Source organism: Pandoraea norimbergensis, from assembly GCF_001465545.3.
Classification (GTDB): domain Bacteria; phylum Pseudomonadota; class Gammaproteobacteria; order Burkholderiales; family Burkholderiaceae; genus Pandoraea; species Pandoraea norimbergensis.
This window is the reverse complement of record NZ_CP013480.3, coordinates 3,590,832-3,615,287: the sequence shown is the minus strand read 5'-3', so window position 1 is coordinate 3,615,287 and position 24,456 is coordinate 3,590,832. Positions and strand designations below refer to the sequence as shown.

At 62.2% G+C, this 24,456-nt stretch carries 18 protein-coding genes; 12 read left to right on the top strand and 6 right to left on the bottom strand.

Translation table 11 applies throughout. The features are described 5' to 3' along the window. The first annotated feature begins 37 nt into the window (after nucleotides 1-37). The 3 genes from AT302_RS15820 to AT302_RS15810 all read left to right on the top strand — a co-directional run bounded on the left by AT302_RS15820 (nucleotide 38) and on the right by AT302_RS15810 (nucleotide 2,873). Nucleotides 38-1,378, top strand: coding sequence for an adenylosuccinate synthase (locus AT302_RS15820; protein WP_058379247.1), 1,341 nt, complete (start codon nucleotides 38-40; stop codon nucleotides 1,376-1,378). A 27-nt stretch (nucleotides 1,379-1,405) separates the two neighbouring features. Then, the gene (locus AT302_RS15815; protein WP_058379246.1) at nucleotides 1,406-1,942 is read left to right on the top strand and encodes a phosphoribosyltransferase; all 537 of its coding nucleotides are present in this window, start codon (nucleotides 1,406-1,408) and stop codon (nucleotides 1,940-1,942) included. A 295-nt stretch (nucleotides 1,943-2,237) separates the two neighbouring features. Beyond that, nucleotides 2,238-2,873, top strand: a complete 636-nt coding sequence (locus AT302_RS15810; protein ID WP_157125805.1) for a DUF4189 domain-containing protein — start codon at nucleotides 2,238-2,240, stop codon at nucleotides 2,871-2,873. A 124-nt stretch (nucleotides 2,874-2,997) separates the two neighbouring features. On the opposite strand, the gene AT302_RS15805 is transcribed toward AT302_RS15810, so the two are convergent. The 4 genes from AT302_RS15805 to AT302_RS15790 form a co-directional block, all read right to left on the bottom strand. Then, nucleotides 2,998-5,076 (bottom strand): M3 family metallopeptidase, encoded by a 2,079-nt coding sequence (locus AT302_RS15805; RefSeq protein WP_058379244.1) that lies wholly within the window; start codon nucleotides 5,074-5,076, stop codon nucleotides 2,998-3,000. A 166-nt stretch (nucleotides 5,077-5,242) separates the two neighbouring features. Next, nucleotides 5,243-6,097: a bifunctional methylenetetrahydrofolate dehydrogenase/methenyltetrahydrofolate cyclohydrolase FolD gene (gene folD, locus AT302_RS15800; RefSeq protein ID WP_058379243.1), complete on the bottom strand. Its 855-nt coding sequence runs from the start codon at nucleotides 6,095-6,097 to the stop codon at nucleotides 5,243-5,245. Nucleotides 6,098-6,417: 320 nt separating this feature from the next. Next, nucleotides 6,418-7,044, bottom strand: a complete 627-nt coding sequence (locus AT302_RS15795) for a response regulator transcription factor (RefSeq protein WP_058379242.1) — start codon at nucleotides 7,042-7,044, stop codon at nucleotides 6,418-6,420. Then, nucleotides 7,041-9,524, bottom strand: coding sequence for a PAS domain-containing sensor histidine kinase (locus tag AT302_RS15790; RefSeq protein WP_058379241.1), 2,484 nt, complete (start codon nucleotides 9,522-9,524; stop codon nucleotides 7,041-7,043). Before AT302_RS15790 ends, AT302_RS15795 begins: the two co-directional genes overlap by 4 nt. A 342-nt stretch (nucleotides 9,525-9,866) precedes the next feature. On the opposite strand from AT302_RS15790, the gene aceE reads away from it, so the two are divergent. The 4 genes from aceE to lpdA all read left to right on the top strand — a co-directional run bounded on the left by aceE (nucleotide 9,867) and on the right by lpdA (nucleotide 16,906). After that, a complete protein-coding gene (aceE, locus tag AT302_RS15785; RefSeq protein WP_058379240.1) occupies nucleotides 9,867-12,554 on the top strand; it encodes a pyruvate dehydrogenase (acetyl-transferring), homodimeric type in 2,688 nt (895 codons plus the stop codon). A gap of 97 nt (nucleotides 12,555-12,651) precedes the next feature. Continuing rightward, nucleotides 12,652-14,343 carry a dihydrolipoyllysine-residue acetyltransferase gene (gene aceF, locus AT302_RS15780; RefSeq protein ID WP_058379239.1) on the top strand — a complete coding sequence of 564 codons (1,692 nt, stop codon included), beginning with the start codon at nucleotides 12,652-12,654 and terminating at the stop codon, nucleotides 14,341-14,343. Nucleotides 14,344-14,522: 179 nt separating this feature from the next. Further along, entirely contained in the window at nucleotides 14,523-15,104 is a 582-nt protein-coding gene (locus AT302_RS15775) for an Ntn hydrolase family protein (protein WP_058379238.1), read from the top strand. Between the two features lie 20 nt (nucleotides 15,105-15,124). After that, complete coding sequence (gene lpdA / locus AT302_RS15770) at nucleotides 15,125-16,906, top strand: dihydrolipoyl dehydrogenase (RefSeq protein WP_058379237.1); 1,782 nt, start codon at nucleotides 15,125-15,127, stop codon at nucleotides 16,904-16,906. A 236-nt stretch (nucleotides 16,907-17,142) separates the two neighbouring features. Here the strand turns inward: lpdA and AT302_RS15765 are convergent, their stop codons facing one another. Then, on the bottom strand, nucleotides 17,143-17,706 hold the full coding sequence (locus AT302_RS15765; RefSeq protein ID WP_058379236.1) for a phasin family protein: 564 nt from the start codon (nucleotides 17,704-17,706) through the stop codon (nucleotides 17,143-17,145). Between the two features lie 485 nt (nucleotides 17,707-18,191). On the opposite strand from AT302_RS15765, the gene AT302_RS15760 reads away from it, so the two are divergent. From AT302_RS15760 to AT302_RS15740, 5 genes are all read left to right on the top strand, one after another. Next, nucleotides 18,192-19,133, top strand: coding sequence for a histone deacetylase family protein (locus tag AT302_RS15760; RefSeq protein WP_058379235.1), 942 nt, complete (start codon nucleotides 18,192-18,194; stop codon nucleotides 19,131-19,133). 110 nt (nucleotides 19,134-19,243) lie between these two features. Next, a complete protein-coding gene (locus AT302_RS15755) occupies nucleotides 19,244-20,140 on the top strand; it encodes a DMT family transporter (RefSeq protein WP_058379234.1) in 897 nt (298 codons plus the stop codon). A 70-nt stretch (nucleotides 20,141-20,210) separates the two neighbouring features. Beyond that, complete coding sequence (locus AT302_RS15750; RefSeq protein ID WP_084656263.1) at nucleotides 20,211-21,050, top strand: nitroreductase; 840 nt, start codon at nucleotides 20,211-20,213, stop codon at nucleotides 21,048-21,050. Nucleotides 21,051-21,238: 188 nt separating this feature from the next. Continuing rightward, nucleotides 21,239-22,504: a D-alanyl-D-alanine endopeptidase gene (gene pbpG, locus AT302_RS15745; protein ID WP_058379233.1), complete on the top strand. Its 1,266-nt coding sequence runs from the start codon at nucleotides 21,239-21,241 to the stop codon at nucleotides 22,502-22,504. A 262-nt stretch (nucleotides 22,505-22,766) separates the two neighbouring features. Next, a complete protein-coding gene (locus AT302_RS15740) occupies nucleotides 22,767-23,525 on the top strand; it encodes a hypothetical protein (RefSeq protein ID WP_058379232.1) in 759 nt (252 codons plus the stop codon). 24 nt (nucleotides 23,526-23,549) lie between these two features. On the opposite strand, the gene AT302_RS15735 is transcribed toward AT302_RS15740, so the two are convergent. After that, nucleotides 23,550-24,377 carry an IclR family transcriptional regulator gene (locus AT302_RS15735; RefSeq protein ID WP_058379231.1) on the bottom strand — a complete coding sequence of 276 codons (828 nt, stop codon included), beginning with the start codon at nucleotides 24,375-24,377 and terminating at the stop codon, nucleotides 23,550-23,552. Nucleotides 24,378-24,456: the final 79 nt, after the last annotated feature.

Below are 24,456 nucleotides of genomic sequence, written 5' to 3'. Positions count from 1 at the left end.
CGGGTAGAATACGTTTTTAACCAAACCAACTATTGTTATGTCCGGCAATGCTTTGAATCAGGGACGCAATGTCGTCGTTATCGGAACCCAGTGGGGCGACGAAGGAAAGGGTAAGGTCGTCGATTGGCTGACCGATCACGCGCAAGGCGTGGTGCGTTTCCAGGGTGGCCATAACGCCGGACATACGCTCATCATTGGCGGCAAGAAGACGATTCTGCGCCTGATCCCGTCGGGCATCATGCATGAAGGCGTCACCTGCTACATCGGCAACGGTGTGGTGCTCTCGCCGGAAGCCCTGTTCAAGGAAATCGGCGAACTCGAAGGCGCTGGCCTGAATGTCTGCGGCCGTCTGCGCATCTCCGAAGCCTGTACCCTGATTCTCCCGTACCACATCGCCATCGACCAGGCGCGCGAAGCGCGTCGCGGCGCCAGCAAGATCGGCACGACCGGTCGTGGCATCGGCCCGGCGTACGAAGACAAGGTTGGCCGCCGCGCGCTGCGCGTGCAGGATCTCTTCGATCCGGAAACGTTCGCTGCCCGTCTGCGCGAGAACCTCGATTATCACAACTTCGTGCTGACCCAGTATCTGGGCGCGAAGGCCGTCGACTTCCAAGAAACCCTGGATACGATGCTGAGCTACGCCGAACGTCTGCGTCCGATGATCGCCGACGTGTCGCAATTGCTCTACTCGGCCAACCGCGAAGGCCAGAAGCTGTTGTTCGAGGGTGCCCAAGGCACGCTGCTCGACATCGACCACGGCACGTACCCGTACGTGACCAGCAGCAACTGCGTGGCCGGTGCCGCGTCGGCGGGTGCTGGTGTCGGTCCGCAGCAACTGCATTACGTTCTCGGTATCACCAAGGCTTATTGCACGCGCGTTGGCGCCGGCCCGTTCCCGAGCGAACTGTACGATGCGGACAATCCCGCACGTCAGGAAGCCATCGGCCTGCAACTGGCGACGGTGGGCAAGGAATTCGGTTCGGTGACCGGCCGTCCGCGCCGCACTGGCTGGATGGATGCCGCTGCGCTCAAGCGTTCGATCCAGATCAACGGTGTGACCGGTCTGTGCATGACGAAGCTCGACGTGCTCGACAACCTCGAAACCGTGCGTCTGTGCGTGGGTTACAAGATCGACGGCAAGACGGTCGACATCCTGCCGCGTGGCGCTGTGGACGTCGCCCGTTGCGAGCCGATCTACGAAGATTTCCCGGGCTGGTCGCAGAGCACGTTCGGCGTGAAGTCGTGGGATCAACTGCCGGTGGAAGCGCAGAACTACCTGAAGCGCATCGAAGAAGTGAGCGGTATTCCGATCGATATGGTGTCGACCGGTCCGGATCGCGAGGAGACCATTCTCCTGCGTCACCCGTTCAAGAACTGAGACCCCGTAGGATTGGAACGGCACACCATGAATCTGCCCCAAAACGACGATAAGAACCTCTGGGTTTCGTGGGACGAATACCATCGACTGATCGAGCGCCTGGCGCTCAAGGTCTATGAGTCCAACTGGAAATTCGACAAGATCCTGTGTCTGGCCCGTGGTGGCTTGCGTGTGGGCGACCAGCTCGCACGCATCTACGACGTGCCCCTCGCGATTCTGGCGACGAGCTCGTATCGTGAGGCCGAAGGCACCGTGCGCGGCGACCTCGACATTGCTCAGTACATCACCATCACGCGCGGCGAGCTGGAAGGCCGTGTGCTGCTGGTCGACGATCTGGTCGATTCGGGCGTGACGCTCGAGCGCGTGGGCAGCCACCTGAAGGAGCGTTTCCCGAAGGTGACCGACGTGCGCTCGGCCGTGCTGTGGCACAAGGCGTGCTCGAAGGTGGCACCGGACTACGCCGTCGATTTTCTGGCGACGAACCCCTGGATTCACCAGCCGTTCGAAGAGTACGACACGCTGCGCCCGCACAATCTGTCGGCGTGGATCAAGCGCGGTACCTGAGCGTTTGAACGTGTGAGCAGAGATGCCGAGAGGCGTTTCCGGCGAGGCTGATGCTTCGCGATGCAGGCGGTGGCACCGAAAGGTGCGCCGCCTGTTTTGCTTTGTGGGGCGAGGATGGGTGGCCCGGCGGTGCGCCGCAGATACGTGGACGGTGGCCCGAGGCGACCGGGAAATCGCAAAAACAGCGACGAAACTCCCTTCTGCTCGGCGCATCGTGCGCCCCATGGCTGTGGTCTGATGACGCTATCGATTCAGTCAACGCAGACGCCGCGTCAGCGGCACCCGCGGCACCGTCATGACGATGTGGTTTCGCTTCCTTTCCCTGATCAGTCTCCCAATGTTGGGCTGTGTGATGGCACTCGCCAGCACGCAGAGCTTCGCTGCGGCTGCCGTCGCCGGCATCCGCTCGGGAGGGACGCTGCGCTACGTCTTCGTGGGCAATCAGACGTCCATGGCGAAGGCCAAGTTGGTGGCGCTCGACAAGTGTCGTAGCCAGCTTGCACCGGGCCGACGGGGTGGGCGTTGCGAGATCATCATGGCGGGCAACGGGCCGGCCTATTGGTCGGTCGTGCATGCGAGCAACGGCGAGATCGGCGTGGCACTTGGCGACGAGAAGGCGGCCGCGGTGCAAGATGCCTTCGTGGTCTGCCAGCGCGGCGGCGATTGCGCAATTGACAACGCACAGATCTGGTATGACAGCGGGCAGCGCCCCGGCAAACGCCCACCCGCGCCGCAAGCGGCTCAGGCACCCCAGCCGCAGTGCCGGATTCCCACAGGGCAGGTGGTGCGCATGCAGACGCGCTGTAACAACGGCGAGTGCGTGCGGACGTACGAGAATGGCTGTACCGTGCGGTTTCAGGCGGCACGATGTCTTGATCGGGAGACCAACAGCTATGTGTGGCGCCCGAACGGTTGCGATGACGATAGTTGAAGCGCACGTGCGCTTCAAAGCGGGGGCGCTAGCCGCAAATGAAACGGGCCGGATCCTGTGAAGGAACCGGCCCGCAAGACACTACCGATCAGACGTCAGTCAAGTCAAACCAGCGCAATTTTCATCAGCTTGCCGACATACCGCTGTGACGCAGCAGCGCGTCGACTTGCGGCGCGCGGCCACGGAACGCGATGAACGATTCCATCGCTTCGCGGCTGCCACCGACGGCGAGAATCTCGTCGCGATAGCGCGTCCCCGTCGCGGTGTCGAGCACCGTGCCGCTGACCTTGGCAGCTTCCTCGAACGCAGCATACACATCCGCCGAGAGCACTTCCGCCCACTTGTAGCTGTAGTAGCCTGCGGCATACCCGCCGGCAAAGATGTGGCTGAACGTATTCGGCCAGCGTGAAATCTCGGCTTGCGGCGTGACGTGCAGGCGGTCGTTGATACGACGCGAAACGTCGAGCACCGACTCCGGACCACGCGGGTCGAAGTCATAGTGCAGATGCATGTCGAAGTCAGAGAACACCACCTGGCGCAGCATCATCAGGCCGCTCTGGAAGTTGCGTGCGGCGATCATCTTGTCGAACAGCGTGCGCGGCAGCGGTGCACCGGTGTCGACATGGGCGGTCATGTGCTCGAGCACATCCCATTCCCAGCAGAAGTTTTCCATGAATTGCGACGGCAACTCGACGGCATCCCACTCCACCCCGTTGATACCGGCAACGCCTGCGTCTTCCACTTGCGTGAGCATGTGATGCAGGCCGTGACCGAACTCATGGAACAGCGTGATGACGTCGTCGTGCGGCAAGAGCGCGGGCTTGTCGCCCACGGGTGCCGGGAAGTTGCAGACGAGATAAGCGACCGGCGTTTGCAACTGGCCGTCGTGCAGGCGCTTGCGTGTGCGGGCGCTGTCCATCCATGCGCCGCCGCGTTTGCCTTCGCGTGCAAACAGATCCATGTAGAACTGGGCCACCAGTTCGCCGTCGCGCTCAATGCGGAAGAAGCGCACATCCGGGTGCCACGTCTCGGCGTCTTGCGGGCGTATGGTCACGCCAAACAAGGTGCCGGCCACGCGGAAGAGCCCATCGAGGACCTTCGGCAGCGGGAAATACTGGCGAACTTCCGTCTCCGAGAAGGCGTAGCGCTGTTGGCGCAGTTTTTCGGAAGCGTAAGCCGTGTCCCACGGTTCGAGCTTGTCGATGCCGAGCGACTTGGCGGCAAAGTCCTGTAACTCCGCCCAATCCTTCTCGGCGTAAGGACGCGCGCGCTTGGCCAGATCCTCAAGGAATTCGAGCACTTGGGCCGGGGACTCGGCCATTTTTGGCTCAAGCGACACTTCGGCGTAGTTCTTGAAGCCGAGCATCTGCGCTTCTTCGCGGCGCAGGGCAAGTTGCTCCACCACGATCTTGGTGTTGTCCCACTCGGCCTCGCCCTCGCCGTATTGCGGGCCAAGCTCCGAGGCACGTGTCACGTTGGCGCGGTACAGCGTCTCGCGCAATGCGCGGTTGTCGGCGTATTGAAGCACCGGGAAATACGAGGGGAAATGCAGGGTGAATTTCCAGCCTTCGACCCCGTCGCGCTCGGCGGCGGCGCGTGCAGCGGCCTTGTCGTCTTCAGGCACCCCGGCGATTTCCTGCTCGTCGGTGATCACCAGCGAGAACTTGTTCGTCGCGTCGAGCACGTGATCGGAGAAGGCCTTGCCAAGGTGAGCTTGTTCTTCCTGAATCTCGGCAAAACGCGGCTTTTGGTCCTCGGGCAGTTCGGCGCCACCCAGGCGGAAGCCACGCATCTCGTTATCGAGAATCTTCTTGCGAGCGGTCGAGAGACCGGCAAATTCGGGGCCGGCGGCGATGGCCTTGTACTTGTCGAACAGGGCGAGGTTCTGACCAACGCTGGCCGAAAACTCGGTGACGCGCGGCAGGTTGTCGCTGTAGGCCGCGCGCAGTTCCGGCGTATCGGCAACGGCGTTCAGGTGTCCGACAATTTCCCAGGCGCGGCCAAGGCCCTCGGTGCCGTCTTCCACGGCGTCGAGAATGTTGGCCCATGTCGCCGGCGTTGACGGATCCGCCGCCCGGTCCACCGCGGCACGCGCCTGCTCGAGCAGAACGTCGACGGCGGGCGTCACGTGCTCGGGGCGAATATCGGCGAAGCGGGGGAGTCCTTCGGTATCAAGCAAGGGATTGGTTTGCGGCGTATTCATGCGATCGATGTCCACTTGAAGGGGCTTACGAAGAGTGTGGGGGCATCCCTGCGATTTTTCCAGTCGTTTTTTTCAACTGGATTGATTGGGGATTGCCATGGCGGACGGCGTACGGGGCCGTCAACCACGTTCCTTCGCAAGCCCCTCAAGCGGGGCAGCCAGACGCTCAGGCGCCCAGCGCGCGCTCGGCGGCTTCGATCGTGTTGACGAGCAGCATCGTGATGGTCATCGGGCCGACACCGCCGGGCACCGGCGTAATGAAACCCGCCACGTCCTTGACGCCGTTGAAGTCGACATCGCCGCACAGCTTGCCGGCGTCGTCGCGGTTCATGCCGACGTCGATCACGGCGGCGCCCGGCTTGACCATATCGGCGGTGACGATGTTGCGTTTGCCGACGGCGGCAACGATCACATCGGCGTTGCGGGTGTGCGCGGCCAGATCCTTCGTCTTGCTGTTGCAGATCGTAACGGTGGCGCCGGCTTGCAGCAGCATCATGGCCATCGGCTTGCCGACGATGTTCGATGCACCGATCACGACAGCCACCGCGCCGCGCAGCGGGAAGTCGACCGACTCCAGCATCTTCATGCAGCCATAAGGCGTGCACGGGCGGAACAGCGGCGCGCCCGTCATCAATGCGCCAGCGTTCGAGACGTGAAAACCGTCCACGTCCTTCTCCGGCGCGATGGCTTCGAGCACCTTGTGGCTGTCGATGTGCTTCGGCAGCGGCAGTTGCACCAGAATGCCGTTGATCTTCGGATCGCGGTTGAGCTCATCGATGCGGGCGAGCAGGGCCGTCTCGGTCAGGTCGGCGGGGTAGCGGTCGAGCGACGAATAGAGGCCGTTGTCTTCGCAGGCCTTGACCTTGTTGCGCACGTAGACCTGGCTGGCCGGATCTTCGCCGACCAGAACGACGGCGAGGCCGGGCTGATGGCCTCGGGCGGTGAGGGCGGCGGCGCGCGTGGCAACTTCCGCGCGAATGCGTTTGGCGAGGGCGTTGCCGTCGATGAGGGTGGCGGTCATGGTGCGTGGGTATCGTGTGAAGAAGGGGGCTGGCCTGAGGGGCCGGATACGGCAGCGTCGGCCAAGGCAGGTGGCAGACGGCAAAGACCGTATTATAGCGGCGCGCCGATGGCGGCGGGAGGGGCAGCAGTGTCAGCCGCTTGGGATGCAACTCGCGGGAGCGACCCCCGGAATCGGTGCGGTAAGTCGTAGGCCACCTTGCGCGAGCCGGTGGTGTGCCGGCCCTTGGGGGAATGCAAGGTGGGTATCGTTGCCGCTGACTGCCCGCCGGGTGGGCGGCGGGGCAGAGGTGCACTCAGAAAGCCCTTGTCAGGCGGGACTCACGAGCGTTTGGACAGGGCGAGACGCAGCAGGTCGGCGACCGTGTTGACGTTCAGCTTCTCCATGATGTTGGCCCGGTGAGCCTCGACCGTCTTGATGCTGATGCCCAGGTCGTCGGCAATCTGCTTGTTGAGGCGACCCGCGATGATCCGTTCCAGCACTTGCTGTTCGCGGCCGGTGAGGCGCGAGAGCAGTTCCTCGGCTTGTTGTTGCTCGCGTTGGCTGCTGGCGTCCTGCCGGGCTTTCGAGAGCATGCGCTCCACCAAGGCCCGCAGTTCCGCCTCGTCGAAAGGCTTTTCGATGAAGTCCATCGCGCCTTTCTTCATCGTGTTGACGGCCATCGGCACATCGCCGTGGCCTGTCACGAAGATCGTGGGGATGTTGATCTTCTGCGCGATCAACTGTTCCTGAAGCTCCAGGCCGCTCATGCCGGCCATCCGCACGTCGAGAATCAGGCAGCCTACCTGACGTCGGTCGTAGTGCGAAAGAAACTGTTCGGCGCTCTCAAAGCCGCGCACGTGGTAGCCATTGGCTTCAAGTAGCCAGCGCAGCGAATCGCGCACTGCCTCGTCGTCATCGACAACAAAGACAGTTTCTTGATCGATATTGGTGTTTGGTGTCGTCATAGTCCTCCCCCGGATCCGGATGTCGTATCGCCTTCTAACGGTAACAGAATACAAAAAGTACAACCATTCCGCACGCCGTCGACTTCATTGTTTTCTACCCACAGACGGCCGTGATGCGATTCGATGATCGAGCGGCAGATGTTCAGGCCCATGCCCATGCCGTCCGATTTGGTACTGAAGAACGGTTCAAACAACCGTTCGATGGTGGCTTCGTCCACGCCTGGGCCGTGGTCGGACACTTGAAATTCAATCGACTTGTCGCGTCGCTCAACGTGCAGACGCACCGTCAGGTCGCGTCGCTGGCCGGGCGGCGGCGTATAGCCGTGCATCGCTTCTGCGGCATTCTTCAACAGGTTCACCAGCACCTGTTCGATCAACACCGGGTCGACGTAAATCTGTGGCAGTCCTGCCGGCAGCTCGGTCACGATGCGCACCCGGCGCTTGCGCGCCTCGATCTCGGCGAGGCCCACGGCATCCGCCACGATCTCATAGATTGATGACGGTTGACGCTTCGGCTCGCTACGTTTCACGAAAGCGCGAATGCGCTTGATGATCATGCCTGCCCGAACCGCTTGCTGTGACGTCTTTTCCAGCGCCGGCAACAGCGTTTCCGGCGACGTGCGACCCGCGCGTACCAGGGCGGCTGTGCCCATGCAGTAGTTGTTGATCGCCGCGAGCGGTTGGTTCAGTTCGTGTGCGAGCGACGAGGCCATTTCGCCCATGGTCGTCAGGCGGCCAGTGAACTGTAACCGTTCCTCCTCCTGACGTGCCAATTCTTCTGCATGGCGGCGCGCAGTAATGTCCGTCGCGACCTGCAACTGGGCCAGATGGCCGTCCACCCACTGGATGTACTGGCGGCGCACTTCGAACCATTTCTGATGCGTCGGCAGATAGATTTCCTGCGTTTCTGCTGCCGTATCGGTCAGCGATGCCGCTGGCAATCCGGCGAACGCATCGACCATGTCGATGTGATCGAGCGAGGTCGGCGACAACTCGCCGCCACCCGACAGTTCGAGGTGACCTTCCGGGCGTGTACCGAACAACTGGCGGTAATAGCGGTTGGCGAACAACAACTCCGCCTTGTCGACGGCAAGCACGGACACCGACGCATCGAGGCTTTCCAGCACGGTCGTAAAGCGTTCGTGTGCGGCGGCGAGTTCCTCTCGGGCACGCTTGGGCTCGCTGATGTCGGTCAGCGACGACATCCAGCCGGTCTGGCGGCCGTGCGCGTCCACGAGCGGGGAGACGAACATACGCGCGTAGAAGATCGTGCCGTCCTTGCGCTGCACACGAATTTCAAATCCGTGAGAGGGCGCCTTGCCGCGCAGCGTCATGTCGATGCGCCGCTGCATCTCGTGAATATCGTCTTTCGGCCAGTACGGATATGGCGGCGCACGGTTCATGAGGTCGGGCTCATCCCAGCCCGTCATGCGGCAAAACGCCGGATTCACATAGGTAATGTGGCCTTGCAAATCGAGTACGCGCATGCCGATCACGATGGAGTTTTCCATCGCGCGCCGGAAAGACGTCTCGTTGAACAGTGCCTGCTGGGCTTCGAAGCGCTGGCGCGTGTGCCGCCACAGACTCCAGAGGCTCCACAGCACGAAGCACGACAGCCCGGCAATGAGCCAGACCAGTGTGTTGTTGACGAAGTTGCCGACCGCCGGATACGAATAAATACGCACCGCGAGGCTGTGGCCGGGCGGGTCGAGCAGCAATTCGTAGGAGACGTCGCGCGGCAAGGGCGGACGGGTCGATGTCGTTGCGAGTTCGTTGTTGTGCGTGTCGATGAACGACACCTTGAACTTGTCGCCAAGCTCTTGCGGTAATTCGTGGATCAGCAGGCCTTCCACCGAATAGACCGCGCTGATCGTGCCGAGAAACTCGCGCTCTCGCAGCACCGGCACCTGCACGACGATATAGCTCGCCCCCGAAGCGTCGTAGATCAACGTGGAGTAGGCCGAGCGCCGGGAGTCTCGCGCGGCGCGAAACGCCACCAGCAACTCATCCTCCATCGGATGTTGCGCGGTGCCCTGTAAGCGCGAGGCAAACGGCGAGTCGGCGGGCACGGCCCACTTCGGGCGTTGCCCCGCATCGAGCCAGTTCATGAAGACGATGTCTGCATGATTCTGCATCAGCTCGCTGGCCGTGTTCTGGAAGTGCGCAATGTCCTGAGGCTTGGCGGCGGTGTCACGCGCAAGGGAACTGATCTGGTCCTGAATGGCCAGCATGTTCAGGCGTATCTGCTGCTGCGCCCATGCCACATTGCGGTAGAGGGTGTCCTGTTGCTGTTCGGTCTCGCGACGATTCAGGCTCCACAGGATCAGACTCATCACCACGAGGAAGATCACAATGGAGACCAGCGGCACCAGCAAGTAGTAGTGCGACTCCGCGAACCCTTGCAGCCAGCGGTTCGAGCGGGCGGGCGTGGTGGCGGTCCGGGACGGTGGGGCGGAGTTGGCGAGGCGTGGCGAAAGCATGCCGAGATTGTAGCGCAGGCCGGCCGGTTTCCTGCGCCTTTGCCCTTGCAAGCGCTGCTTTTCGGAAGCGTCCGAGGTTTTCGGTAAGAAGCCCGCTCAAAACGCCACTGAGACCGATCGGTACGCCATCAAACCGTGTTGAGATGGCATCTCCAAGCCCTTGATTTTATGTGCACTGCAACAGAATTTCGCACTATGAAATTTACTATCGTAATCTGAAATTTCGCTTGCGAAGGCAGGAATATCCTTCGTACAATGCCCCGGTAAAAATGCCGGTGGGCCCGTCCATGAAGCGGGTATCGACCATTACGCCAACCCGCTAACGACAGACAAGGAGACACCATGTCCGCCGTACCTGAAGAAGCCCTCAAGATCGTGTCCCCTGCGGACGCCGATCCCCAAGAAACGCAAGAATGGCTGGCCTCGCTCGAAGGCGTGCTGGCTGCGGAGGGCCCGGACCGTGCCCACTACCTGCTCGAGAAGTTGATTGAATTCGCCCGTATCAATGGCGAACATCTCCCGTTCTCGGCGAACACCCCCTACATCAACACCATCCCCGTCGACCAGCAAGCCCGTATTCCGGGCGACCAGGAAATCGAGCACAAGATCCGCTCGTACACCCGCTGGAATGCGATCGCGATGGTGCTGCGTGCCGGCAAGGACACGAACGTCGGCGGCCACATCGCCTCGTTCGCCTCGGCCGCGACGCTGTATGACGTCGGTTTCAACCACTTCTGGCACGCCCCGTCGGACAAGCACGGTGGCGACCTGGTGTTCGTGCAAGGTCACTCGTCGCCGGGCGTCTACAGCCGCGCGTACCTGCTCGGCCGTCTGGAGATGAGCCAGCTCGAGAACTTCCGTCAGGAAGTCGACGGTGGCGGTTTGTCGTCGTACCCGCACCCGTGGCTGATGCCCGATTTCTGGCAGTTCCCGACGGTGTCGATGGGCCTGGGCCCGATCATGGCGATCTATCAGGCTCGCTTCATGAAGTACATCGAGTCGCGCAACATCGTGAAGACCGAAGGCCGCAAGGTCTGGGCCTTCCTGGGCGATGGCGAAACGGACGAGCCGGAATCGCTGGGCGCGATCGGCATGGCCGGGCGCGAGCGTCTCGATAACCTCGTGTTCGTGATCAACTGCAACTTGCAGCGCCTGGACGGTCCGGTGCGCGGTAACGGCAAGATCATCCAGGAACTCGAATCGGAGTTCCGTGGTGCCGGCTGGAACGTCATCAAGGTCATTTGGGGCAGCCGCTGGGATTCGCTGCTCGCCCGCGATCGCAAGGGCCTGCTGATGAAGCGCATGATGGAATGCGTGGACGGCGAGTATCAGACGTACAAGTCGAAGGACGGCGCCTATGTGCGCGAGAACTTCTTCAACACGCCTGAGCTGAAGGCCATGGTGGCCGACTATTCCGACGAAGACATCTGGGCGCTGAATCGCGGCGGTCACGATCCGCACAAGATTTACGCGGCCTACCAGTCGGCAACGCAGCACAAGGGTCAACCGACCGTCATCCTGGCCAAGACCATTAAGGGCTATGGCATGGGCGAAGCCGGTCAGGCCATGAACATCACCCACCAGCAGAAGAAGATGCCGGTGGAGTCGCTCAAGAAATTCCGCGACCAATTCAAGCTGCCGCTCACCGACGACGAAATTGCCGACGTGCCGTACGTCAAGTTCGAAGAAGGTTCGAAGGAACTCGAGTACATGCGCGCGCGCCGCATGGAACTCGGTGGCTACCTGCCGCAGCGCCGCACCAAGGCCGCTTCGCTGCCGGTGCCGGCCCTGACCGCCTTCGACGCACTGCTCAAGGCGACAGCCGAAGGCCGTGAGATTTCGACGACGATGGCGTTCGTGCGTATTCTCAACGTGCTGCTCAAGGACAAGGCGCTGGGTCAGCGTATTGTGCCGATCGTGCCGGATGAGTCGCGTACGTTCGGTATGGAAGGCCTGTTCCGCCAGATCGGTATCTGGAGTCAGGTCGGCCAGCGCTACATCCCGCAGGATCAGGATCAACTGATGTTCTACCGCGAGTCGGAGAGCGGTCAGATCCTTCAGGAAGGCATCAACGAAGCCGGTGGCATGTGCGACTGGATCGCTGCCGCGACGTCGTACTCGACGCACGGCGAGACGATGATCCCGTTCTACATCTTCTACTCGATGTTCGGCTTCCAGCGCATCGGCGATCTGGCATGGGCCGCGGGCGACATGCGCGCTCGTGGTTTCCTGATCGGCGGTACCGCCGGTCGCACCACGCTCAACGGTGAAGGCCTGCAACACGAAGACGGCCACTCGCTGCTGTGGGCGTCGTCGATCCCGAACTGCCTGCCGTACGATCCGACGTTCGCCTTCGAACTCGCCGTGATCGTTCAGGACGGTCTGCGCCGCATGGTGCAGGATCAGGAAGACGTGTACTACTACCTGACCGTGATGAACGAGAACTACGCACACCCGGCCATGCCGGAAGGCGTGGAGCAAGACATCCTGAAGGGGATGTATGCGTTCCGCCGCGGCGTGGACAACAGCAAGGCACCGCGTGTGCAACTGCTGGGTTCGGGCACGATCTTCAATGAAGTGATTGCTGCGGCCGAGATGCTCAAGAACGACTGGGGCGTCGAATCGGATCTGTGGAGCTGCCCGAGCTTCACCGAGCTGTCGCGCGAAGGCAATGACGTGGCACGCTACAATCTTCTGCACCCGACCGAGACGCCGCGCCTGTCGCACGTCGAGAAGTGCCTGAACGATACGCGGGGTCCGGTCATCGCATCGACCGACTACATCCGTACGTATGCGGATCAAATTCGTCCGTTCGTGCGCGGTCGTTACGTGGTGCTCGGTACCGACGGCTATGGCCGCTCGGATACGCGTGAGAAGCTGCGTCACTTCTTCGAGGTGGATCGTAACTGGGTGACGGTCGCTGCGCTCAAGGCGCTGGCCGACGAAGGCACGCTGCCGGCAAGCAAGGTTGCCGAAGCGATTGCCAAGTACAACCTGGATCCGAATAAACCCAACCCGATGACCGTCTAAAGGCCGCTTCGCGCGGTAGAAGTGTCCGCCAGCCGCCCCCCAGCGGCAGGCGGACGCGCGCCGCACGACAAGCGCAGCCTCGAGGAGACTGTGGAAAATGAGTCAAGTGATCGAAGTGAAAGTCCCGGACATCGGCGACTTCAAGGACTTGCCCGTGATCGAAGTACTGGTCAAGGCGGGTGACAAGATCGACGCCGAGCAGGCGCTGATCACCCTGGAGTCGGACAAGGCCACGATGGATGTGCCGAGCCCGGTTGCCGGTGTTATCAAGGCACTGAGCCTGAAAGTTGGCGATGAAGTGTCGGAAGGTTCGCTGATCCTGACGCTCGAGACCGTCAACGGGTCGGGCGCACAAGCCAACGGCGCTGCTGCCCCGGCAGCCGCACCTGCCGCTGCACCGCAAGCCGCACCTGCCGCCGCTTCGGCGCCGGTAGCTGCGCCGGCACCCGCAGCACCGGCCGCGCCGGCTGCCGCTGGCGGCACGAGCAAGATCGACGTGAAGGTGCCGGATATCGGCGGCTACGACGATGTGCCCGTGATCGAAGTGCTGGTCAAGGTGGGCGACACCGTGACGGCTGAGCAATCGCTGGTCACGCTGGAATCGGACAAGGCGTCGATGGACGTGCCGAGCCCGGCCGCTGGCGTGGTCAAGGAAATCAAGGTCAATGTCGGCGACAAGGTCTCCGAAGGTTCGTTGATCGTGGTGCTCGAAGGTGCTGCTGCCGCACCGGCCAAGGCCGCTGCTGCCCCGGCCCCCGCACCGCAAGCCGCTGCCCCGGCCCCGGCGCCTGCACCTGCACCTGCTGCCCCGGCACCCGCCCCGGCGGCTGCCGCAGCCCCGGCACCCCAATCGGGTAGCCAGCCGATTAGCCACGCCAGCCCGTCGGTGCGCAAGTTTGCGCGCGAGCTGGGTGTGGAAGTCACGCAGGTCAAGGGAACCGGTCCGAAGGGCCGTGTGACCGTCGACGACGTGCGCAACTTTATCAAGAGCGCGCTGGCCGGTGGTAATCGTGCGGCGGCCGCGGGTGGTGCACCCGCAGGCGGTGGCGAGCTGAACCTGCTGCCGTGGCCGAAGATCGACTTCTCGAAGTTCGGTCCGGTCGAGCCGAAGGCACTCTCGCGCATCAAGAAGATTTCGGGTGCGAACCTGCATCGCAACTGGGTCATGATCCCGCACGTCACGAACAACGACGAAGCGGACATCACCGAACTCGAAGCCTTCCGCGTGCAACTGAACAAGGAAAACGAGAAGGCTGGCGTCAAGGTCACGATGCTGGCGTTCGTCATCAAGGCCGTCGTGATGGCCCTGAAGAAATTCCCGACGTTCAACGCAAGTCTCGACGGCGACAACCTCGTCTTCAAGCAGTACTTCCATGTGGGCTTCGCGGCCGACACGCCGAATGGTCTGGTCGTGCCGGTCGTGCGCGATGCCGACAAGAAGGGCGTGTTCGAAATCGCCCGCGAGACGTCGGACCTGGCCAAGCTCGCCCGCGAAGGCAAGCTCAAGCCGGATCAGATGCAAGGCGGTTGCTTCTCGATCTCGTCGCTCGGCGGTATTGGCGGCACCACGTTCACGCCGATCATCAATGCGCCCGAAGTGGCCATTCTGGGTCTGTCGCGTTCGTATCAGAAGCCTGTGTGGGATGACCGCAAGCAACAGTTCCTGCCGCAACTGACGCTGCCGTTGTCGCTGTCCTACGATCACCGCGTGATCGATGGCGCAGAGGCGGCTCGCTTCAATGCTTACCTGGGCCAACTGTTGGCGGACTTCCGTCGCGCAATGCTGTAATGGCCTGTGCTGCCGGCCACGCGCAAGCGTACGCCGGCAGTCGGTTGCCGGGCAGTCAAGTCGCTGTCAGGCACCACAGCGTAGCCAACACGTAGCAGCACGTAGCAATACGCAGCACTACGCCGCACTACGCCATCAAGGCAAGCGCAAGCTTCGGAATCTGGACGAGGAGGGGCACCATGACCACCGTGGTAGTCGTCAGGAAAGCGGGTGAAATCGCGATTGCCGCCGATTCACTCGTGACGTTCGGCGACACGCGACTGTCGCAGTCGTACGAGGAAAACCGCAAGGTGTTTCTCGTGGGCGACTCGTATATCGGGCTGGCCGGTACGACGGCGCATTTCCCGGTCATGCGTGCCATTCTCTCGGGCATGAGCGACGAGTGCCGTCTGCACTCGCGCGATGAGGTGTTCCGCACGTTCTGCCGCGTCCATCAGAAGCTCAAGGAAGAGTATTTCCTCAATACGAAGGAGGAAGAAGACGATCCGTACGAGTCGTCGCAGATCACTTGCGTGATTGCGAATCCGACCGGTATCTACGGCGTTTATTCCTACCGGGAAGTGTTTGTTTTCGATCGCTTCTGGGGCATCGGCTCGGGACGCAACTATGCGCTCGGTGCCATGTATGCCCTCTACGATCAGGATCTGAGCGCAAGCGCCATCGCCGAGGCCGGCGTCAAGGCGGGCGCAGAATTCGACAAGAGTTCTGCCGGCCCGTTTCAGGTGCACACGTTTCCGATCGATACCACCATCAAGTCATAAATGCGACAGGGAGACCCCGCATGAGTCTCATTGAAGTCAAGGTGCCGGATATCGGCGCAGAGGGCGTGGATGTCATCGAAGTGATGATCAAGCCCGGCGACAAGGTCGCCAAGGATGCGTCACTCATCACGCTGGAGTCCGACAAGGCCTCCATGGAAGTGCCCTCGGAAGTGTCGGGCACGGTCAAGGAAGTGAAGATCAAGGTGGGCGACAAGGCGAGCCAGGGCACGCTGATCGCTATCATCGAAGCCGAAGATGCAGGCGCTGCGAAAGCCGCTGCACCGGCAGCCGCACCCGCCAAGGCCGCTCCCGCAGCAGCACCGGCCGCACCCGCAGCGCCCGCTGCACCGGCCCCGGCTCCGGCGGCCGCCTCGCATAGCGGCGGCGCCGACACCGAGTGCGAAGTGGTCGTGCTGGGCGCTGGCCCCGGCGGCTACTCGGCAGCATTCCGTTCGGCTGATCTGGGTCGCAAGACCGTGCTGATCGAACGTTACGCAACGCTCGGTGGCGTGTGCCTGAACGTAGGCTGCATTCCCTCGAAGGCACTGCTGCACACGGCGGCAGTTCTCGAAGAGGCACAGTCGCTGGGTCACCACGGCATTTCGTTCGCCAAGCCGGAAGTCGATCTCGACAAGCTGCGTGCGTACAAGGACAGCGTGGTCGGCAAGCTCACGGGCGGTCTGGCCGGCATGGCCAAGATGCGTAAGGTCGAAGTGCTGCACGGCGTGGGCACGTTCCTTGACCCGAACCATATCGAAGTGGTCGCGGCCGACGGCAGCAAGCGCGTGGTGAAGTTCGCTCAGGCGATCATCGCAGCCGGCTCGCAAGCCGTGAAGCTGCCGTTCCTGCCGGAAGATCCGCGCATCGTCGATTCGACGGGTGCACTGGAACTGCGCCAGTTGCCAAAGAAGATGCTGGTCATCGGCGGCGGCATCATCGGGCTGGAAATGGCCACGGTGTACAGCGCACTCGGCACTGAAATCGATGTTGTCGAAATGCTCGACGGCCTGATGCAAGGCGCCGACCGCGATCTGGTCAAGGTTTGGGAAAAGATGAACGCGAAGCGCTTCGGCCGCGTCATGCTCAAGACCAAGACGGTGGGCGCGGAAGCCAAGGCTGACGGGATTTACGTCAAGTTCGAAGGCGAGGCCGCACCGGCCGAACCGCAGCGTTACGACCTCGTGCTGGTGGCCGTCGGCCGCAGTCCGAACGGCAAGAAGATCGGTGCCGAAAAGGCAGGCGTGTCGGTGGGCGATCGCGGTTTCATTTCGGTCGACAAGCAGATGCGCACGAATGTGCCGAACATCTTCGCGATCGGCGACGTCGTCGGTCAGCCGATGCTGGCGCATAAGGCCGTGCACGAAGCGCACGTGGCTGCCGAGGCTGCTGCGGGCGAGAAGGCTTACTTCGACGCCATTCAGATTCCGTCGGTGGCTTACACCGATCCGGAAGTGGCATGGGCCGGCAAGACCGAAGACCAGTTGAAGGCGGAAGGCGTGAAGTACGGTAAGGCCGTGTTCCCGTGGGCTGCGTCGGGTCGTGCGATTGCCAACGGTCGCGACGAAGGCTTCACCAAGGTGCTGTTCGATGAAGAAACGCATCGCATCGTCGGTGGCGCGATTGTCGGGACGCACGCAGGCGACCTGATCGGCGAACTCTGTCTGGCTGTCGAGATGGGCGCCGACGCGGTGGATATCGGCAAGACGATCCACCCGCACCCGACGCTGTCGGAGTCGGTGGGTATGGCCGCCGAGATCTACGAAGGTGTCTGCACCGACGTGCCGCCGCCGCGCAAGAAGTAAGGTAGCAGGGAAGGTAGTCGGGCCAACGGCTTGAATGCCGGGCCGAAAAAAACCGCCACGCCTCTTTTGAGGGTGGCGGTTTTCTCTTTCAGGGCACCGCAAAAAGAAAACCCGGCGCGGGGCCGGGTTCGAAAGGTACCTGCGGTACCGAGGAGACAACTGGTGTCGCGGCGTCCGTTGGGACTACCGCGATCAATTCTCAAACGCCCCTCGTGCTACAGACAGGACGCAGACGATTACTTCTTGGCAGCGGTCGCGGCGCGCGAGGCTTGAGCAGCAGCCTTCGTTGCAACGTTGGTCGCGGCAGCAAAGTTCGTTTCAGCGATTTCAACGGCTTGCTTGGTTGCCTTCTGCACGCTGTCGAATGCGCTGTTGGCAGCGGACAGGGCCGACTTGGCGAGTGCAACTGCCGACTCCGAACCGGCCGGTGCGTTCTTGGCCAGGTTGTCGAACAGCGCTTGCACATTCTGCGAGCTTTCTGCCAGTTGGGCTTCGGCCACCTTGGTCACTTCGGCTTGCGTCGACGAAGCGATTTCATACAGGTGACGGCCGTAGGCGAGTGCCTTTTCGGCAGCCGGCTGGACCAGGTTAGCTTGCAGAGCGAGCAATTCCTGCGCGTCCTTCACAGCGAAAGCCTTTTGCGCGGTCGAAGCGGATTCTGCCAGCGATGCCTTCACGGCTTGCAGGTTCAGTTCGACGAGCTTTTCAACGCCTTCAAAGGCTTTGTTGGTCAGGCCAAACAGGGTTTCAAGGTTGGCCTTGTGGGCGGCAGCGAGTTGCTCGGGGGTCAGAAACGACATGGCGTTCTCCTATGGTGTCATACACAACATATCGACCCACTCCGTGTTCGCTTTGTTGGTTCTCACCTTATTTCGGTGAAAACACGGTTGGGGCCTTCTCAAGTGGTGCAATGTTCTTTGTTGCATCGCACAATTGCAAGTTTAGAGATATTTTTGTCGCTGTCAAGTCTTTTTTGTGCGGCGCAACAATTCAACAAAAGCTTACTAAATCAAACGCTTGAGACGCGCGTGACAGTTGCATGACACCGCGCTGCGGCGAAATCCGGGATCTCCTTGGAGAGCCTTAATTGGTGCGGCTTTGCACCGATTGGGGGCGCGGCGAACCCGGCGCGGCGATGGTACTATCGTCGGGTTCCGGCACTGGCGGAGCGGTCACTCGCGGCAAAAATCCGAAGGGTTTTTCTAATCGGCGGCGGGGTATCGCGCGCCGGTGCCGATGTCGTTCAACGCCTTTTGCGTGCCGCGTCTGTCGGCCAATCGTGTCGATGCAAGCGTTTTACAGCGACCATTTTGTCCTGCCTCTGCCCCCCGGGCACCGCTTCCCCATGCAGAAGTACGCGCGACTGCGTGAGCGCGTAGCGTCTGAGTTGCCGCACGTGACGCTGGCGGAAGCGCTGCCCGCCGACGACACGATGTTGCGCAGGGTGCACTCGGCCGAATACGTGGCCCGTGTCAGCACCGGGGCACTCGATGCCAAAGAACAACGCGATATCGGCTTCCCGTGGTCGACGCAGATGGTCGAGCGCTCGCGCCGTTCCGCCGGGGCGACGGTCGCCGCGTGCCGGGCGGCGCTGATCGACGGCGTCGCAGCGAATCTGGCCGGTGGCACCCATCATGCCTACGCTGATCGTGGCGAAGGGTTCTGCGTGTTCAACGACGCCGCGGTTGCCGCCCGTGCCATGCAGGCCGAGCTCGGTCCCGGCACCCGCGTTGCGATCATTGACCTCGACGTCCATCAGGGCAACGGTACGGCGGCGATATTCGAACACGACGCCAGCGTATTCACCTTGTCGATGCACGGCGAACACAATTACCCGTTTCACAAGGCCCGCGGCGATCTCGACGTGGCATTGCCCGACCGCTGCGGCGACGACGAGTATCTGATTGCGCTTGGCCACGCGTTGACGGACCTGTTCGCGCAATTCACGCCGTCGCTCGTGATTTATCTCGCCGGGGCCGATCCCCTGGAAAACGATCGGCTTGGGCGCCTGGCGCTTTCGCATGACGGTCTGCTCGCCCGTGACCGCAAGGTGCTGACGGCTTGTGTCGAGCGCGGCTTGCCCGTCGCCATTGCGATGGCCGGCGGTTACGGGCGCGACATCGAACAGACCGTCGCCGCCCATTTCGCTACCCTCCGGCTGGCCAGCCAGTTCCAGCGCACCGGCCGCCGTCTTCAGGACGTGTCCGTGCACGACATTCTCGTATGACCGAGCGACAGGCAGGCCAGAGCGTGGCGCCACGCGCGGGCGTTACTCCCGTTACTCCCGTGACTTCCTCAACACCATCGACCGGGCGCGCCGCAATCTGGGCGGCCACCATGCCCTGGTGGTTCGTCCTGATCTGGAGCACGGGCTTCATCGTGGCCAAGTACGGCATGCCGAATGCCGAACCGCTGACGTTTCTCACGTGGCGCTATGCCGGCACGCTGGTCGTGATGCTCCCCATTGCGCTATTGACTGGCACGCCCTGGCCGCGACGTAAGGTTGCGGGCAGGGACGTGGTGCATTGGGCGCTGTACGGTCACCTCGCCGTCTCGGGCATTCTCATTCAGGCGGTTTATCTCGGCGGCGTTTGGGCCGCGATCAAGCATGGCGTGCCGGCGGGATTGGCCGCGCTGATCGTCGGCATTCAACCGCTGCTGACGGCGCTGTTCGCGAAGGTCGTCGGCGAGCCGGTGTCGCGGCGGCAATGGCTCGGCTTGTTGTGCGGCTTTGCAGGCGTGGGCCTCGTGGTGGCCAACAAGGTCGGCGTGCGCGGTGTCGGCCCGGCGGCGATTGCGCTGTGTGTATTGAGTCTGGTGGCTATCACTGCGGGCACGCTCTATCAGAAGCGCTTCTGTGCCCAGTTCGACTTGCGCGTCGGCACGATCGTCCAGTTTGGCGCGGCCTTTATCGTGACGTTGCCCGCAGCGTGGCTGCTCGAGACCATGCAGGTGCGCTGGAACGCGGAAATGTTCGGCGCACTGGCGTGGTCGATATTGGCACTCTCGATCGGCGCCATTTCGTTGTTGTTCCTGTTGATCCGGCATGGCGCGGCGACCAAGGTGTCGAGCCTCATGTACCTGACGCCCCCCACGACAGCCGTGATGGCCTGGCTGCTCTTCGGCGAGACGCTCTCGCCGTTGAGTGCCGCGGGCATGGTGGTGGCAGCGCTCGGCGTGGCGCTTGTTATCGAACGACGGTCGGTATCGAGCTCGACAGACGTGAAGACGTGAAGACGTGAAGACGTGAATACGTAACGGCATCAAGACGCAATCCGTCGAAAACCAGACAACCAGAAAGCTCATGAAACACGATCATCAGGGCGGGGATGCCCCGCAAACCGCGCACGTGCGCGCGCCCCTTATGACGGACGCAAGCGACGCTACCCCTGATGGGGCGGGCCTTGCCGCCCGTGTTGGGGAAAGTACGCCCCCGGCGCTTGTCAACGACTTGGCGGCCTTGCGCGTGGAACATGTCGATGAGGCGATTCGCAGCCGCCGGTCGATTCGTGCGTTCCTGCCCACGCCGGTGCCGCAGCAGACCGTGGCCGACATGCTCTCGGTGGCATCGCGCGCCCCGTCGGGCAGCAACATCCAGCCGTGGCAAACCTACGTGCTCACCGGGAAATCGTTGACCGCGCTCACGACGCGCTTGCTCGACACGTTCAACGATCCGGCGCAGCGCCTGATGCACGACGAAGAGTATGCGTACTACCCGCGCGAATGGACCGAGCCGTATCAGGGCCGGCGTCGCAAGGTGGGGTGGGACTTGTATGGCTTGCTCGGCATCGGACGCGAGGACAAGGCGCGCATGCATGGTCAGCATGGGCGCAACTTCAACTTCTTCGATGCGCCGGTCGGGTTGATTTTCACGATCGACCGGCATCTGGAGCAGGGGAGCTGGCTGGACTACGGCATGTTCCTGCAAAGCTTCATGGTCGCGGCACGCGCACGTGGGCTCGACACCTGCCCGCAGGCGGCTTTCGCCATGTATCCGCGAGTGATCGCCGAGGTATTGCGTTTGCCGGAGTCACGCATGGTGGTCTGCGGCATGGCGCTGGGGTATGCGGACCCGGATGCCGCCGAGAATCAGCTTGTCACCGAGCGAGCGCCGCTCGACGACTGGGCGCACTTTTTGAATTGATAAAACATAGGACTTTTGCGTTTTCTGGCATTTTGTGGCGATCGTTACATTTCTCGGGTTGCGCTGCACAAAACTGCCAGATGCCGGATTAAGTATTTCAGCTAAGTCATTCATATTGCTTATTTTTTGGGAAGTTACTAAACTTCTCCCAAACTCGTTGCCTGCCAACCTTACGCTACTCCCAATCTATGTACGCGATCACCACCCTTGCACGTTTGTGCCGCGCCCGCCTCTGGGGTGCAGCCGTCGTGGCGATCTCGCTCGCTGCCGGTGCGCCGGCCGTTGTCTACGCAGCCGGTAAGACGAGCGAATGCTCGCCGAAGACTGCCAAGACTGCGGCGCAAAAACGCGCCTGCGCGAACGCCAAGCCCGTCGCAAAAACCAGCAAAACCACCGCCAAACGCGCGGTTGCCACCACTGCCTCGCGCGATACCAAAAGCGCGACGAAGGCAGGCGGCAAGGCACGCAAGCTCGCAGCCGTCGACGACGACGGACCTGCGGCCAAACGTGTTGCCGTCAAACGCGTCGTCTTCAAGAATGGCAAGCGCCATGTCGTGACGTCGTATCGCACCGTCAACTTCGCACCGCAAGCGCCCGAGCGTCTGTCGACCGGCCGTGCATTCGGTCTGCATGAAGCGCCGGATGCCCTCGCACTGCGTTCGTCGGTGGCTTACGTGATTGACGAGCGTACCGGCGAATCGCTGTTCGACAAGAATTCGCAAGCTGTGCTGCCCATCGCTTCGATCTCGAAGTTGATGACGGCGATGGTCTCGCTCGATTCCGGTATCCCGATGACGGACGCCATGGAAGTGACCGACGAAGATCGCGATTACGAGAAAGGCACGGGTTCGCGTCTGTCCGTCGGCTCGCGCCTGTCGCGTGAAGACATGTTGCACATTGCGCTCATGTCGTCGGAAAACCGCGCGGCAGCAGCGCTCTCGCGCTACTACCCGGGTGGACGTCCGGCGTTCCTGGCAGCGATGAATCGCAAGGCCAAAGAACTCGGCATGAACGACACGCACTTCAATGACCCGACGGGCCTGTCGAGTCAGAATGTGTCGAGCGCGCGTGACCTCGTGAAGATGGTCAAGGCCGCGTATCAGTACCCGATGATTCGTCGCTTCTCGACCGATACCAACTACGACGTCAACACGGGCCGTCGCGAGTTGCACTACGCGAGCACGAACCATCTGATCGGTCATCCGGGCTGGGAAATCGGCCTGCAAAAGACGGGTTACATCAACGAAGCGGGTCAGTGCCTCGTGATGCAGGCCAACGTGGATGGCCGTCCGGTCATCATGATTCTGCTCGACTCCACCGGCAAGTACTCGCGCTTTGCTGACGCCACGCGCGTTCGCAAGTGGTTGCTTGAAGGTGGCGGCACGGCGCCGCAACGCACGGCGGGTAACAACCCGACCGCGCAAGTGGCCACCAACGGCGCTCACGCGCTGTAAGCCATGCTTCACTGACGCGCTGCGCGCGCGTAGGTGCCAACAAAAGGCGCTCCTTCGGGAGCGCCTTTTGTTTTGTGCCGATGAAATAGCGCTTCGGACACCGTAGTGATGCCTCGTCGCCACATCTCGCATAAGTCGACGCCCGATTGTCAAAGCCTGCGGCCGGTAGCCATCTAACCTTCCGGCTGGCAGTGACGGTGACGCCGAAACAGCGTCAACGACGTCACCGGCAATATTGATGACATGAGCGTGTGGAGGCGATATGAGTCTTGGATGGATCGGTGCGTTGGCGGACGTGGAGGCACGCATTATGACGATGCAGCACGCTCGCCCGGCTGTGCGGACCCAGCGAAGCATGGGGCAGATTTGCGAGCACATCGCCATGAACCTCAAGCACGCGAAACAGCGTGTGATCGACGCGGATGGGGAGCGCGCACCGTCAGGCATGGTGCGCGAGATCGACAACTTCGAGGGGCGTATTCAGGCACGCATTCGGCAGTCAGCCAAGCGCAGCGATTTCAGCATGTTGCGCGGTATGCGCGGCGACGGGTTCAATCGCTCGGTGCGTGGGCAGTGGGATGTAGCGAACGCGTCGTGCCTGACCTCGTCCGCTCGACGACTCCACGAGTTTCTGCTCGATGTCGATAGCCGTAGCGAGGCGATACTGTTGCGGGCGACGGCGTATCAGGAGCGCGTCGCGGCATCGATGGCTGCTCAGCTACAGGCGCGCGACAACGCTATTTTCGAGCAGGCGTATGCGGCGTTGGTGCAGGATCTGGTCGCCGTCTCCGGGCGCGCGTTGAGCGCGTCTGACGGCATTGCGCAGATGCAGTCCGAGCTATCGGAGATGGCCGGCATGGCGGCAAATATGGTGTCGGAGATGGCATCGTTTCTGCCACCTGGGGAGGCGCCGCCACCTTATACGCCGCCACCTTATGCGCCGCCATCCCCGCCGCCGTCTCTCATGGCGCCTGCGCTACCACCGCCGCCTTCGGCCCCGGCATCCGACACCCGGTTGTGATGACGCGATGACGCATCGATACGATTACTCGGCCGCGACCCCGTGCGACGCCATATGACTGGCGTCACGGCTAGGGGCGTGAAAGCCCAGCGAGGCCGAGATCTGGAGCGCGGTTTCGTTCAGATTGACGAGCCACGCGTCCTGAAGCCGGTCGGCCGGTGCAGAGAGCGACAACCCTGCGACAAGCTTGCCGCTGTCGTCGTAAATGCCGGCCGCAATGCAGCGCACGCCGAGTTCAAGTTCTTCGTTATCGCGGGCATAGCCCGATTTGCGCACATGGCCCAGCTCGCGTTCGAGCTTCTGCAAATCGGTAATGCTGTTGCGCGTGTGTCCCGACAGACCGGTGCGCGTGGCGTAAGCGCGCACGCGGGTCGCTTCATCGGCCGCCAGAAACAGCTTGCCGACGGACGTCAGATGCAACGGCGCATGGCCGCCGATGGCGCGCACGACCTGCATGCCCGAGCGTTCGCTGTAGGCCCGCTCGATGTAGACGATTTCATCGCCCTGACGGACCGACAGATTGACCGTCTGTCCTGTGATGCGGTGCAGGCCGCGCATCGGCGACAGCGCTGCGTCGCGTACGGACAGGCGTGCTTTGACGAGATTACCGAGTTCGAGCAAGCGCATGCCGAGCCGGTAGGTGCCCGGATCGCAACGGTCGACAAAGCGGCAGGCCACCATGTCGTTGAGGATGCGGTGTGCGGTGGAGGGATGGAGTTCGGTGGACTGCGCCAACTCCTTGAGGCTGACGGGATCGGCATGTCCGGCGAGCGCATCGAGCAAACGCATCATGCGCTCGATCACCTGAATGGACGTGCGCGACTCCGCGCCTTGACTGCTGTCGTCTTTCATGGGGTAGGGCCGAGTTTCGTATAGCGTCGATTCTATATCATATGGTGAAAAATTCGCAGGACTTCCCGTAGAGGAATCT